At 29.9% G+C, this 13,708-nt stretch carries 13 protein-coding genes; 7 read left to right on the forward strand and 6 right to left on the reverse strand.

From position 1 onward, the window contains the following. Positions 1-55 precede the first annotated feature (55 nt). Both fbp and WAO74_RS04140 read left to right on the forward strand, forming a co-directional pair. A complete protein-coding gene (fbp, locus tag WAO74_RS04135) occupies positions 56-1,066 on the forward strand; it encodes a class 1 fructose-bisphosphatase (protein WP_422159905.1) in 1,011 nt (336 codons plus the stop codon). Positions 1,067-1,177: 111 nt separating this feature from the next. Next, complete coding sequence (locus tag WAO74_RS04140; protein WP_422159906.1) at positions 1,178-1,786, forward strand: superoxide dismutase; 609 nt, start codon at positions 1,178-1,180, stop codon at positions 1,784-1,786. Positions 1,787-1,845: 59 nt separating this feature from the next. Here the strand turns inward: WAO74_RS04140 and WAO74_RS04145 are convergent, their stop codons facing one another. The 6 genes from WAO74_RS04145 to WAO74_RS04170 form a co-directional block, all read right to left on the reverse strand. Beyond that, positions 1,846-3,414 carry an ELWxxDGT repeat protein gene (locus WAO74_RS04145; protein WP_422159907.1) on the reverse strand — a complete coding sequence of 523 codons (1,569 nt, stop codon included), beginning with the start codon at positions 3,412-3,414 and terminating at the stop codon, positions 1,846-1,848. Between the two features lie 77 nt (positions 3,415-3,491). Beyond that, a complete protein-coding gene (locus tag WAO74_RS04150; RefSeq protein WP_422159908.1) occupies positions 3,492-4,031 on the reverse strand; it encodes a hypothetical protein in 540 nt (179 codons plus the stop codon). Between the two features lie 203 nt (positions 4,032-4,234). Beyond that, the gene (locus WAO74_RS04155) at positions 4,235-4,888 is read right to left on the reverse strand and encodes a response regulator (RefSeq protein ID WP_422159909.1); all 654 of its coding nucleotides are present in this window, start codon (positions 4,886-4,888) and stop codon (positions 4,235-4,237) included. Continuing rightward, on the reverse strand, positions 4,889-6,772 hold the full coding sequence (locus WAO74_RS04160; protein ID WP_422159910.1) for an ATP-binding protein: 1,884 nt from the start codon (positions 6,770-6,772) through the stop codon (positions 4,889-4,891). It lies immediately after the preceding gene. A 134-nt stretch (positions 6,773-6,906) separates the two neighbouring features. Next, positions 6,907-7,878 carry a type I phosphomannose isomerase catalytic subunit gene (locus WAO74_RS04165; protein ID WP_422159911.1) on the reverse strand — a complete coding sequence of 324 codons (972 nt, stop codon included), beginning with the start codon at positions 7,876-7,878 and terminating at the stop codon, positions 6,907-6,909. A 53-nt stretch (positions 7,879-7,931) separates the two neighbouring features. Next, positions 7,932-8,957 carry a LacI family DNA-binding transcriptional regulator gene (locus WAO74_RS04170; protein ID WP_422159912.1) on the reverse strand — a complete coding sequence of 342 codons (1,026 nt, stop codon included), beginning with the start codon at positions 8,955-8,957 and terminating at the stop codon, positions 7,932-7,934. A gap of 150 nt (positions 8,958-9,107) precedes the next feature. Between WAO74_RS04170 and WAO74_RS04175 the strand changes: the two genes are divergently transcribed. The 5 genes from WAO74_RS04175 to WAO74_RS04195 all read left to right on the forward strand — a co-directional run bounded on the left by WAO74_RS04175 (position 9,108) and on the right by WAO74_RS04195 (position 13,706). After that, the gene (locus WAO74_RS04175; protein ID WP_422159913.1) at positions 9,108-10,154 is read left to right on the forward strand and encodes a PfkB family carbohydrate kinase; all 1,047 of its coding nucleotides are present in this window, start codon (positions 9,108-9,110) and stop codon (positions 10,152-10,154) included. 123 nt (positions 10,155-10,277) lie between these two features. Continuing rightward, positions 10,278-10,946, forward strand: a complete 669-nt coding sequence (locus tag WAO74_RS04180) for a bifunctional 4-hydroxy-2-oxoglutarate aldolase/2-dehydro-3-deoxy-phosphogluconate aldolase (protein WP_422159914.1) — start codon at positions 10,278-10,280, stop codon at positions 10,944-10,946. 133 nt (positions 10,947-11,079) lie between these two features. Beyond that, positions 11,080-11,661 (forward strand): HupE/UreJ family protein, encoded by a 582-nt coding sequence (locus tag WAO74_RS04185; protein WP_422159915.1) that lies wholly within the window; start codon positions 11,080-11,082, stop codon positions 11,659-11,661. A gap of 55 nt (positions 11,662-11,716) precedes the next feature. Next, positions 11,717-12,148 (forward strand): deoxycytidylate deaminase, encoded by a 432-nt coding sequence (locus tag WAO74_RS04190; RefSeq protein WP_422159916.1) that lies wholly within the window; start codon positions 11,717-11,719, stop codon positions 12,146-12,148. After that, on the forward strand, positions 12,135-13,706 hold the full coding sequence (locus tag WAO74_RS04195; protein ID WP_422159917.1) for a S41 family peptidase: 1,572 nt from the start codon (positions 12,135-12,137) through the stop codon (positions 13,704-13,706). Before WAO74_RS04190 ends, WAO74_RS04195 begins: the two co-directional genes overlap by 14 nt. Positions 13,707-13,708: the final 2 nt, after the last annotated feature.

Here is a 13,708-nt window from a genome sequence, read left to right on the forward strand (position 1 = left end):
TGTAGTTCGTGAAAAAAGATATCATCTTTGCAGAATCAATCAAAAATCAATCAAAATGGCAAAAAAAAATCAGACTTTAGGAGAATTTATCATCGAAAATCAGAATGATTTTAAATATTCTTCTGGAGAATTGTCTCGATTATTAAACTCAATAAGATTAGCAGCTAAAGTTGTAAATCACGAAGTAAATAAAGCTGGTTTGGTTGATATTACAGGCGCTGCAGGAGATACTAATATTCAAGGTGAAGACCAACAAAAGCTGGATGTTTATGCCAATGATGTGTTTATTGAAACCATAAGAAATAGAAATATTGTTTGTGGAATTGCCAGTGAAGAAGAAGACGATTTTATCATTATTAATAGTCAAGATAAAAATCATCAAAATAAATATGTCGTTTTAATGGATCCTTTAGATGGTTCATCCAATATTGATGTAAATGTTTCTGTAGGAACAATTTTTTCTGTTTTTAGAAGAGTTACTGAGGTTGGAACACCAGTAGAACTTAAAGATTTTTTGCAATCTGGAGACAAGCAAGTTGCTGCAGGATATATTGTTTACGGAACATCTACAATGTTAGTTTATACTACAGGAAAAGGCGTTAATGGTTTTACATTAAACCCAGCTTTAGGAAGTTGGTATTTATCTCACCCAAACATGAAATTCCCAGAAGATGGTAATATTTACTCTGTTAATGAAGGAAATTATTTAGATTTTCCTGCTGGGATAAAAATGTACATAAAATATTGCCAAGCAGAAGAAGGTAATAGGCCCTATACAAGCAGATATATTGGTTCTTTAGTTTCTGATTTTCATAGAAATATGATTAAAGGTGGAATTTACATGTATCCAAAAGGCTCTAAAAATCCGAAAGGAAAATTACGATTACTGTATGAATGTAGCCCAATGGCTTTTTTAGCAGAACAAGCAGGAGGTTTAGCAACTGATGGCACTAAAAGAATTATGGAAATCGAACCAACAGAACTGCATGAACGTGTACCTTTTGTTTGCGGTAGTAAAAATATGGTAAAAAAAGTAGACGAATTTATGAAAACATTTGGGGAATAAATCCTTTCTATTAAACTATAAGTTAACAAATTCTTAAACTCTTGTATTTAGAGTTTTTAATGGTTAAATTTGTGAAACAAAAATTAATTGAATTAATAAAAATATAAAGTTATGGCTTTTGAATTACCAGAATTAGGATATGATTACAACGCATTAGAACCAAATATTGATGCTAGAACTATGGAAATACATCATAGTAAACATCACCAAGGTTATACAAATAATTTAAACAACGCAATTGCAGGTAAAGATTTAGAAGGAAAATCTATTGAAGATATTCTTACAAATTTAGACATGAGTAATAGCGCTGTTAGAAATAATGGTGGTGGTTTTTACAATCACTCTTTATTCTGGACAGTATTAAACCCAAATGATAGAGGCTATTTATCTGGAGAATTAAAAGATGCTATAGAAGCTGCTTTCGGTTCTAAAGATGCTTTTATTGAAGCTTTCTCTAAAGCTGCTGCAACTCAATTTGGTTCTGGTTGGGCTTGGTTATGTGTACATAAAGGAGGGAAAGTAGAAGTTTGTTCAACACCAAATCAAGACAATCCTTTAATGCCAGGAGTTACTTGTGGAGGAACACCAATTTTAGGTTTAGATGTTTGGGAACATGCATATTACTTAAATTACCAAAACAGAAGACCAGATTACATTAACGCTTTCTTTAAAGTAATTAACTGGAATGAGGTTGAAAAAAGATATGCAGCTGCTAAATAAAGTCTTAGCAATTTTTTAAGTATAAATAAAGCATCCTAAAATTAGGATGCTTTATTATTTTATTTAATTATAACTTTCTTGGAAATAGTACTTCCATTTTCGGTTTTTATATTTACAATATAAATTCCCGATTTTAAGTTTATACCAATTTTAGCATTTCCATTAGAGGTGAAATTTATTTTCATTTGTTCTTTACCTAATATATCATAGATTTTTAAAGTTGATTTTTGAGTAACTAAACCTTTAATATTAATTGTATAATCTGTAGTATAAATTAAAACATCCTTCAAAGAATTACTTGTTGCAGTTGCTGTTGCAGTTTCATATTTAAATAATTCTCTTCCTGTTTCGCCTCCATCTGCACTAAAAAATAAAATAGAATTATGGTCTGCAAATCTTTGTGGATCTGCATTTAAATTTCCAGCATGTAAATCTGCAATTAAAACTGTTCCTGCTTCTGTACCATCTCTTTTATACAATTCTTTACCTAATTCATCTGTATAGGCTTCAAAAAACAATTCATTATTAAATATAAAAAAATCGTTAGGATTTCCATGATCATTTCTATCACCAGGACTAATATCTTTTAACATTGTGGTATTTTCTGGTGTGCCATCAGAACACCATAATTCATAACCAAAATCTCCATCTTTTGCAGCAAAAAATAATTTATCTTTAAAAACAATTGAACTAAAAGTGGTGTTATTTAATTCTAGATCTTTAAATAAGTTAGTGCCTGATTCTGTTCCATCAGAAACCCAAAGTTTATTTCCTGTTCCAGAATTCGCTTGAAAATAGACTCTGTTTTTATATATTGTAAATTCTTTTGGACTCGAATTACTTGTCCCTGATCTGATGTCTTTTATCAAAATAGTTCCTTCTTCTGTTCCATCTGTTTTCCATAATTCAGAACCATTTTCTGCTGTTTTTGCAATGAAAAGTAACATATCATTTAAAATTATAAATTTTTCAGGATTTGAGTCTGAAGCTCCTGAATTTATATCTTTTACTAAAACAGTGCCAGCTTCTGTTCCATCAGATTTCCAAAGTTCGTTTCCGTTTTCAGAATTTTCACCACTAAAATAAAGCATATTATTGTACTCTATTTTCTCAGCTCCTGCTTGTACATCTTTTACTTTTACTGTGCCTGCTTCTGTACCATCTGTCTTGTAAAGTCTTTGTCTTGCTGAAAAGCTTTCTGTAGCAGAAAAGAAAAGTGAATTGTCAAACACAATAAAACCATTAACATCTGCACCAAAAACAGGGAAAATTTGTTTCACAACAGAAAAATTGGTTCCATCTGTTTTTATGAGTTGACCACCAGCTTTTGCTACAGCCCTAAAATACATGTCATTATTAAAAATAATAGGTTGCGAAAACCCAGAATAATCACCATCTACAAAATCATAAACTACTTCAGTTCCTGTTTCTGTGCCATCTGTAGTATATAATGCAGATCTTGCTAGTTGGTATGTTGCAGTAAAATATAGCTTACCATTAAAAGAAAATAATTGATTCGGATTTGCATCACCATTTCCAAAATTAATATCCTTTATTATAGCTATTTGAGCATTAATATTAAAAATTGTAATAAGTGTTATACAGATATAAAGTAGTTGTTTTCTCATAGCTTTGTTTTTTTTGATTCGTTAAAATAGATTTAATTCTGGAGCTTTTTAAGACTCCAAAACCAAATCAAGAGTTTTTATATTTCATCATTTTCTTCAGCAGCATCAATTAAAATAGCAACTTTCCCTCCTTTTCCTTTGGCAATAGCATGTACAATTTGTTGCCCTGTTTCTTCATCTGTAAAAACTTTAAAACTTTTAATAGTATATTCTTGACCAGCATATTTTTTATCCCAAGCGTTTTCTTTTACGTAACTTTCTGAAACTACTTTGTTTTGTAATGATGCAACAGAATTTTTAACTAAATCGTTACTAGCAATACTTTTTGTTGTATTTATTGCATTTTTAATTCCTTGAGTACTGTTAACATTTAAGTTAGAAACATCGTTTACATTTTTTACGGTCTTAACAATATTGCCAAAAGATAAACTCGATTTAAACTTGTAAACAAATGCATAGTTACCCTCATTACTTGCTTTTTTTAAAACAATTACATCATCTACTTTGTATTCTTTTCCTTTTTGTGAAGTGAATGGTTCATCAGAATTTTCTCCTTTAATTTGTGCTAAAACAAACATTGGTGCTAGCAACAATAAAATAATTACATTTTTTTTCATGATTTGGTTATTTTTAAAATTAAAAAAACAGCACCCATTTCTCATTTGTTAATTCATCCTAAAAAAGAATGTGAGATGGATACTGTTTTAAAACAATATTTTTAAATTTTTAGTTGCGATGAATTAACACCTCAAAAGTAGTACTGAAAGGAAAGCAAGAAAATAGAGTGATTTACGTATTTACCTAAGGTAATTACCGTAATTTAAGAAGTAAGTCCGTTTTGAAACGCAAATCTTATTAAAGAAGCCACATTATTCACATCAATTTTACGCATAATATTAGTTCTGTGGGTATCTACAGTTCTTGGACTTATAAATAGTTTTTCGCCAACTTGAGTATTGGTTAATCCTTGAGAAATGTATTTTATGATTTCTAATTCTCTAGTAGTTAATTCTTCTAAAAGCGGCGATTTTTTTGAATATTGATGAAAAGAGTTTGGTTTATCATCAGAAATTAAAGCTTTTGTAACATCTGCATTAAAATATTCTTTGCCATTATAAATATTTTTAATAGCATATAAAAGTTCATCACTTGGTATTGTTTTTAGCATATAACCTTTTACACCAATTTCTATTAAACTCTTAATAATAGATGCTTCTTGATGCATAGAAAGCATGGCAACTTTAACTTTCTTATGGTTTTTTAGAATTTGTTTTGCACAGTCAATCCCATCCATAATTGGCATATTGATATCTAACAAAGCAACATCTACCAAATTATTTTCAATAAAATTAATAGCTTCTTGTCCATTTTCTACAAATGCGACAACCTCGAAATCTGAATTGTTTTCGAACGTATTTTTAATACCTTCTGCAATTAATGGATGATCGTCTGCAATTAAAATTCTAATAGGCATTTAAAGCGGAATTTTTATAGTTACTAAAGTACCACTTTTAGTGCTTGGCTCAAAGTTTACATTGCCATTTACAAGATCTAATCTGCTAGAAATATTTAGCAAACCAATCCCTTTTTTACTGTTTTTTACCACAAAACCAACACCATTATCTTCTACAATTAAAATAATATTGTTGTTTGAATTAAAAAGTTGTACACTAACTTCAGTAGCTTTGCTGTGTTTTATAATATTATTGATGAGTTCTTGGGTAATTCTATAAATAGTAACTTCAATTTTTTGAGGCAGCCTTGCATTAATATTAAAATGCTCTAAATTGTAGTGTATGTCTGCAAATCCTAAACTACTTACAAGCAAATCACTTAAGGCAGGAATAATACCTAGTTCTTTTAACGCTCTTGGCATCATTTGATGAGAAATATTTCTTAATTCTTGATTAGAATTCTCTAAACTATCTAACAATTCGTTAGATTTTTTTTCATCAATTACGTTTTTTTTAGAAAATAAGTTTCGCGATTTTAAAATAATACTTCCTATTTGTTGCACAACCCCATCATGTAATTCTCTGGCAATTTTGCTTCGCTCTTCTTCTTGGGCTTCAATAATTGCTTTAAAACCCAATTCTTTTTGTTTTAAAATTGCTTCTTGATTTTTTCGCTTCGTTCTTTGACTAATGGCAAAAAAAATACCTGCTGCAATAGCTAAAAAAGTGAGTAAAATGTAAATCCAATTTTGAGTTTTAGACAAAGCAAGTTCTGTTTCTGCTTTTTCAGTTCTAGTTTTTAAAAGCTCTGTTTCTTTTTCTTTGAAATCATATTTAATTTGAAGTTCTGCAAATTTTTTGGCTTTAGTTTCATCAATTAAACTATCTTTTTGAATAATAAACTGATTGTAGAAATATAAAGCTGAATCTTTTTTATTTAAAAAGTCATAATTCTGGGCAATTATTTCATAGGCATCTACAACTTCTTCTCTTGTTTCAACTTTTTTTGCATAAAAAATGGCTTTTTTCGCAAAGTAATTAGACTTTTTATATTCCTTTTCTGTTTGATTTGCTTCTGCCAAGTTTTTGTAGGTTTCAGCTAAACCTAAATCGTTCTCCAATTTTAAATGAAAATCAACAGCTATATTAAAATTTTCTATTGCCTTTTTAGAATTATTTTCTTCTCTGAAAACCAATCCAATATTATTATATGCAAATCCTTTTGTTCTAAAATCTGCTTCTTTATTCCCTGAATTGGTAATTTTATTCAAATAAAATCGAGCTGAATCTTTAACTTTTAATAAATTATAAACGCCACCTACAGACAAATAAGATTGATAAATAACAGCAGAATCTTTTATTTTATTTCTTACTTCCAAAGCTTTTAAGAAATATTTTAAAGCTTCATTATATTGTTTTAAATTTTGATATAAGATACCTATATTGTGATTTGGATTTGAAATCGCATACAAATTATCTGTTTTTTCAGCAAAAAAAAGGGACGATTGATATTCGTTAATTGCATCAATATAATTGTCGGTATTTGTGTAAACCAATCCTTTTAAATTGTGAACACTTGCTTTTCCATAATTATCTTTATGTGGATACCAAACTTTTGCTGTATCACATTTTTTTAATGTTTTTTGATATTCGCCTGCATAATAATAAAATATGGCTTCATAATAATTTGCTTGAGCCAACCAAAGACTGTCTGGTTTTTTGAAAGCAATTTTTTTTGCTTCAGAAACTAATTGTAAGGCATTTTTATAATCGTCTTTAATTTCCCATGCATTTTTTATAATTCTGTAAAATTCAACAGAATCATTCCTAACATTTTTCTGTGCATAAGATTTAAAGCCGAGGAAAAAGAATACTCCTAAAATTAAGAATAATTTTATTTTCATCGCAAGTTTGATTGATTTAACAAATATCAAAAAAATTATTTGCTTTTTAAAGTCAAACACTTAAAAACTAGTAAGCAACAAAAAAAGCATCCTAAAATTAGGATGCTTTTTTTGTTTTTAAAACGTCACATTAGCTAATAATAAACTTCTAAAACTTTTGCATTCTTAGATGTTAATTCAACCCTTTTTATGGAAGCAGGTAATAAAAGTGTTTCTCCATAATTTATGGTGTAGGTTTTTCCTTGTGATACAAGGTTAACTGAACCCTCCACACACATATATATAATAAAAGAATCTATGGTTGAATAATCCTTTTTTACTGTTGTATTTATTTCTAAAATATTGGTCTTAAAATAAGGAGAATGAACTAATTTATTAGAAACATTTTTTTGGAGATTGTAAGTCGTTTTATAGTTGCTATGAACTTCATAATCTATTACGTCTATTGCTAAATCGTTATGTAATTCTCTTTTTTCTCCAGTTTTAGAATCTACTCGATCATAATCATAAATTCTATAGGTAATATTTGATGTTTGTTGAATTTCCGCCAACAAAACACCAGCGCCAATTGCATGAACACGACCTGTAGGAATGTAAAAAACATCACCTTTACTTACATTTTCATGGTGCATAGCATTTAAAATGGTGTTTTCTTTTAAATGATTTTTATAGGTGATTTTATCAATTTTTTCATCAAAACCAACAATTAACTCGGCATCTTTATCTGCATGCATTACATACCACATTTCGTTTTTACCAAAAGAATCATGGCGCTCTTTAGCAATTTCGTTACTAGGGTGCACTTGAATTGATAATGGAGTTTTAGCATCAATAAATTTTATTAGTAATGGGAATTCCTCTCCAAATTTTTCATAAACAGCTTTTCCAACAAAATCTCCTTGAAATTGGTTTGATAAGTCTCGTAAAGTTTTTCCTATTAAAGAACCTTCTGCAACTATTGTTTCATCACCTGAAACATCTGAAATCTCCCATGATTCTCCTATATTTTCTTCTGTGTAGTTTTTCTTTAATTCTGATTTTAATTTCTCACCTCCCCAAATTCTGTATTTAAAAAGTGGTGTAAATTTTAAAGGATATAGTTTCATATTTTAGGATATCTTTTATCCAAAGATAATCTTTATTAAAAAATAGACCAATATTATTTTCTTTTTGAAGAATCTCGAATTACCAATTCTGCTTCTAAAATAATTTTATTTAAAGATTGTTGTATTTTATTTTTCTTTGAATATTCCAAAAAAGTTTCAGCAGCAATTCTTCCTATTTTATAACTATGCTGGTTTACACTCGTAATTGTTGGAGTAACCATGGCTGTAAAAGGCTCATTGCCAAAACCAACCAAGGCAATTTCATTGGGCATATTTATTTTGTGTTCATTTAAAACCTGTAAAGCACCCAAAGCAGCAAAATCTCCAGCAGCATAAACAGCATCTGGTCTGTTTTTTAATGCCAATAATTCGAGCATTTTTTCTCTACCATCTTCTAAAGTAAGATTACATTCTATTAAAAGATCTTCTTCTAAAGGTAAATTGTGTTTTTTTAAAGCATCTACATAACCTCGAATTCTATTATTATAAATCCTAGTTCGTTTGTAACCTCCAATATGTGCAATTCTTTTACAACCTTGTTCCACTAAATGATTTACAATTAAATGACTACTATTATAATCATCTATTCCAATATAATCTACGTTCAAATCATTTTCTCCACGATCGAAAGTAATTAAAGGTATTCCTGCAGATTTCACTTTTTCAAAATATTCTAAATCAATAGTCTCATTTGCCATTGATGCAATAATACCATCTACTTGAGTATACAATAAGGTGTCTATATTTTTACACTCTTTTGCAAAAGATTCATTCGATTGGGTGATAATAATATTATAACCTTCTTCATCTAAAACCTCCTCAATATTATGTATTACTGATGAAAAAAAATTACTATTTGTTCTAGGCACAATAACTCCTACCAATTTACTTTTTCCACTTCTTAAAGCACTGGCTAAATGATTTGGCTGATAGTTTAAGTTTTTCGCAACCTGTCTAACTGCTATTTTCGTTTTTTCGCTAATTCTAGAATTATCATGTAAGGCTTTAGAAACAGCTGCTGCAGAAATATTTAGCACATTTGCAATATCTTTTATGGTAGTTTTCTTTTTATTTGCCAAATTTTTATATATTTGCTTAAACGTTTAAACAAATATACTTTGTTTAACAATACAATCAAAACAAATAGGTAAATATGGGTTTTGATTTTATTTTAATCATTTGCTTAAACGTTTAACCAAATTTAAAACAATAAAATTAAATTAATAAAAATGGGTAAAGTAGTAACTTTCGGAGAGATCATGTTAAGATTAGCTCCACAAGGATTTTTAAGATTTTCACAAGCCAATAATTTTGATGTAGTTTATGGTGGAGGAGAATCTAATGTAGCTGTTTCATTAGCAAACTTTGGAGTTTCTGTAGATTTTGTAACACGTTTACCAAAAAATGATATTGGTGAATGTGCAATGATGGAAATGAGAAAACGAGGTGTTGGTGTAGATAAAATAGTGTATGGTGGAGACAGATTAGGTATCTATTTTTTAGAAACTGGTGCTGTTTCTAGAGGCTCTAAAGTTGTTTACGATAGAGCGCATTCTGCAATCGCAGAAATAAAATCTGGAATGATTAATTGGGATACTGTTTTTGATGGTGTAGAATGGTTTCATTGGACAGGTATTACACCAGCAATTTCTCAAGGTGCTGCAGATGTTTGTTTAGAAGCTGTAAAAGCGGCTAGTGCAAAAGGTGTCACTATTTCTACAGATTTAAACTACAGAGCAAAATTATGGACTTATTGCGATGATGCTCACAGAGAAAAAGTAATGACAGAACTTACCTCTTATTGTGATGTTATTCTAGGAAACGAAGAAGATGCAGAAAAACATTTTGGAATTCATCCAGAGGGTTTAGATGTGCATAAACACGGACATGATGTAAAAGCAGAAGCTTTTTTATCGGTTTGTAAACAAATGATGGAAAAATTTCCAAGAGCTAAAAAAGTAATTACTACTTTAAGAGGCTCAATATCAGCTTCTCATAATACTTGGGCTGGTGTTTTATATGATGGTAAAAACATGTTAGAAACACGTCAATATCAAATTACAGATATCGTAGACAGAGTTGGTGGTGGAGATTCTTTTATGGGAGGTTTAATCTACGGATTATTAAAATATCCAGAAGATGACCAAAATGCATTAGACTTTGCAGTTGCTGCATCTTGTTTAAAACACACTATTAAAGGTGATGCAAACTTAGTAACAGTTTCTGAAGTAGAAAAATTAATGGGTGGTGATGCTTCTGGCAGAGTAGCAAGATAAAATCCCATCTTTAATTCTTCCCAAAGGGAAGAAAAAGGAATTTCTATTAAAATTCAGAATTCAAATAAATTATTAACTTAAAAAAAAGTCCTTTCCTCTGGAAAGGATTTAGGATAGGAAAAAATGGCACAATATTCAAGAATAGAAGTAGCACAAGTAATGAAAGATACAGGAATGGTTCCTTTATTTTTTCATGGCAATATAGAAATTAGTAAAAAAGTTTTAAAAGCATGTTATGATGGTGGAGCTCGTTTAATGGAGTTCACAGCAAGAGGAGATTTCGCTCACGAAGTTTTTGGCGAATTAACCAAATATGCAATTAAAGAATTACCAGGAATGGTAATGGGTGTTGGCTCTGTAACAGATGGTGCAGCAGCTTCATTATATATGTCTTTAGGAGCTAATTTTATAGTTACGCCTGTTTTAAGAGAAGATATTGCAATTGCATGTAATCGTAAAAAAGTATTATGGTCTCCAGGTTGTGGTACTTTAACCGAAATTGCGAGAGCAGAAGAATTAGGTTGCGAAATTGTAAAATTATTTCCAGGCGATATTTATGGTCCTGATTTTGTAAAAGGAATCAAAGGTCCACAACCTTGGACAAGCATTATGCCAACAGGTGGTGTTTCTCCAACCAAAGAAAATTTAAAAGGATGGTTTGATGCAGGTGTAACCTGTGTTGGAATGGGTTCTAAATTAATGGCAAAAACTGCTGATGGCAATTTTGACTATAAAAAAATAGAAGAAATGACTAGAGAAGCCTTAAATATCATAAAAGATTTAAGGAGCTAGTTTTTTATTTGATTTATTTAAAACGAGAGAAGCAGTCTATTTTAGGCTGCTTTTTTTATTATTTTTATATCGAACTAAAAGAATATGTAAAAAGCCTTTTTTTATATATTTGAAACTTAAAAATTTCTTTTCAATGGATGACTTTTTGCTTTATCTTAAAATGGGGCTCACTCACGTTTTAGATTTTACAGCTTACGATCATATTTTATTTTTAATTGTTTTAGCGGTTGTTTTTAGTTTTCATCAATGGAGAAAAGTTTTATGGTTGGTAACTTTATTTACAGTTGGCCATTCAATTACCTTGGCACTTTCTGCTTATGAAATTCTAAAAATTAGAATGGATTTAATTGAGTTTCTAATTCCACTTACTATCTTTATTACTGGGTTAATTAATGTTTTTATATCCAGTAGAAAATCGATAAAAAATAATAATATCAACTTACTTTTTGCATTGTTCTTTGGCTTAATACATGGTTTAGGATTTTCTAATTATTTTAAAATGATGATTGGACAAGAAGAAAACAAATTACTTCCTTTATTAGAATTTGCATTGGGAATTGAAGCTGCTCAAGTAATTATTGTTCTTGGAATTTTAATTTTAGGAATGTTATTTCAGAACCTTTTTAAAGTTTCTAGAAGAGATTGGATTTTAGTAACATCATCAATTGTAATTGGTTTTTCTATTCAAATGATGATAGACAGAGTTTTTTGGTAAAAATTTTGTCTTATTATTAACGCCTTAATTCTACAAATCTTTTTACTTTCGTTTTATGACAGAAAAAAAGCAGTTAAAATACGACAGAGCGTATTTAAAAATGGCTTATGAATGGGGAAAATTATCTCATTGTAAACGCAAACAAGTTGGGGCTTTAATTGTAAAAGACAGAATGATTATTTCTGACGGTTTTAATGGCACACCAACAGGTTTCGATAATTGTTGCGAAGACGAAAATGGGAACACAAAATGGGAAGTTTTACACGCAGAAGCCAATGCTATTTTAAAAGTAGCTTCCTCCACACAATCTGCAAAAAATGCTACTTTATATATTACATTATCACCCTGCACACAATGCAGTAAATTAATTCATCAAGCTGGTATTAAGCGAGTTGTATATGCAAACGCGTATAAAGATCCATCAGGATTAAATTTTTTAGAAAAGGCAGGTGTAGAATTAAAACAACTCTCTTATGAACAAGAATAACTTACCCATATATTTTGCAATTGCGGTTATTTTTGGCATTCTTATAGGTGTTTTTTTTGGTGGTAATTCTAACGAAATGTTGTCTTTTGCTAAAAATTCTTCGCAAGAAAGAAAAATAAAAAGACTTATAAATTTTATCGAAAAAGATTATGTAGATGATGTAAATACGGATAATTTGTTGGATGGTGCAATTACTCAAATGTTGGGTGAATTAGACCCTCATTCTGTATACATTCCTAAAGAAAACTTACAAGCTGTTACCGAAAATATGCAAGGCAATTTTGTTGGAATTGGTGTTCAATTTAGAATGATAAAAGATTCCATTACAGTTGTACAGCCCATAAAAGGAGGCCCAAGCATTAAAGCTGGCATTAAAGCTGGAGACAGAATTTTAATGGCAGACAAAGACACTTTGTATGGCAAAAAGTTCAGAAATATCTCTGTCCCAAAATACTTAAAAGGCAAACCAGACACAAAAGTTACCCTTCAAGTTTACAGAAAAAGCAACGATTCTTTGTTTTCTGTAAACATAACTCGTGGCAAAGTAAACATTAAAAGTGTAGATTTAGCTTACATGATTAATGATTCTGTTGGTTACATCAAATTAGATCGCTTTGCTAGAAATACCTATAAAGAATTCAAATCTTCACTATCTACTTTAATCGATAAGGGAATGACAGATTTGGTGTTAGATTTACGAGGAAATGGTGGTGGTTTCATAGACATTGCCAATAGAATTATCGATGAGTTTTTAGAAAACGATAAGCTTATGGTTTTTACTAAAAACAATAAAAATGAAATCGAAGAATTTATTGCTACTTCAACTGGCTCTTTCGAAAAAGGTGGTTTGTATATTCTCATTGATGAAAATTCAGCATCTGCATCAGAAATTGTTGCAGGAGCTTTACAAGACAATGATAAAGGAACCATTATTGGAAGACGCTCTTTTGGTAAAGGTTTAGTGCAAATAGAAATGGATTTAGGTGATGGTTCTGCTGTACGTTTAACAACTGCAAGATACTACACACCAACAGGACGTTCTATACAAAAACCTTATGATGGAAATGGAAATAATAAATACTATGAAGATTTTGAAGCCAGAGTTTCTAGTGGAGAATTATTAACCAAAGACAGCATAAAAGTAGTAGATTCTCTAAAATATAAAACGCCAAAAGGCAAAATAGTCTATGGAGGTGGAGGTATTATTCCAGATGTTTTTGTAGCAATAGACACAACTTCTTACATGTTTAATTTTTATTTTAATAGTGTAAATAATTATGCCTTTAATTATGTAGACACGAATAGAAAAAAACTACAAAAATGGAATTTAAGCAGTTTTATAGCAGATTTCGATACAGATCAAACTATTTTCGATTCGTATTTATCTAGCATAAAAGACAGAGCAAATCCATCATTTAAAACCAAAGAAAGTTTAAAAAAATATTTAAAAGCCTCGATTGCCAATGTACTTTTTGGCGATATTGGCTTTTACAGAATTATGCACCTAGATGATAAAATGCTGCAAAAGGTTTTAGAATTGGAAAGTAAAAAAGAATAGCT

The sequence above is a fragment of the Polaribacter sp. genome (genome assembly GCF_049276715.1).
In the GTDB taxonomy this organism is placed as follows: Bacteria; Bacteroidota; Bacteroidia; order Flavobacteriales; family Flavobacteriaceae; genus Polaribacter.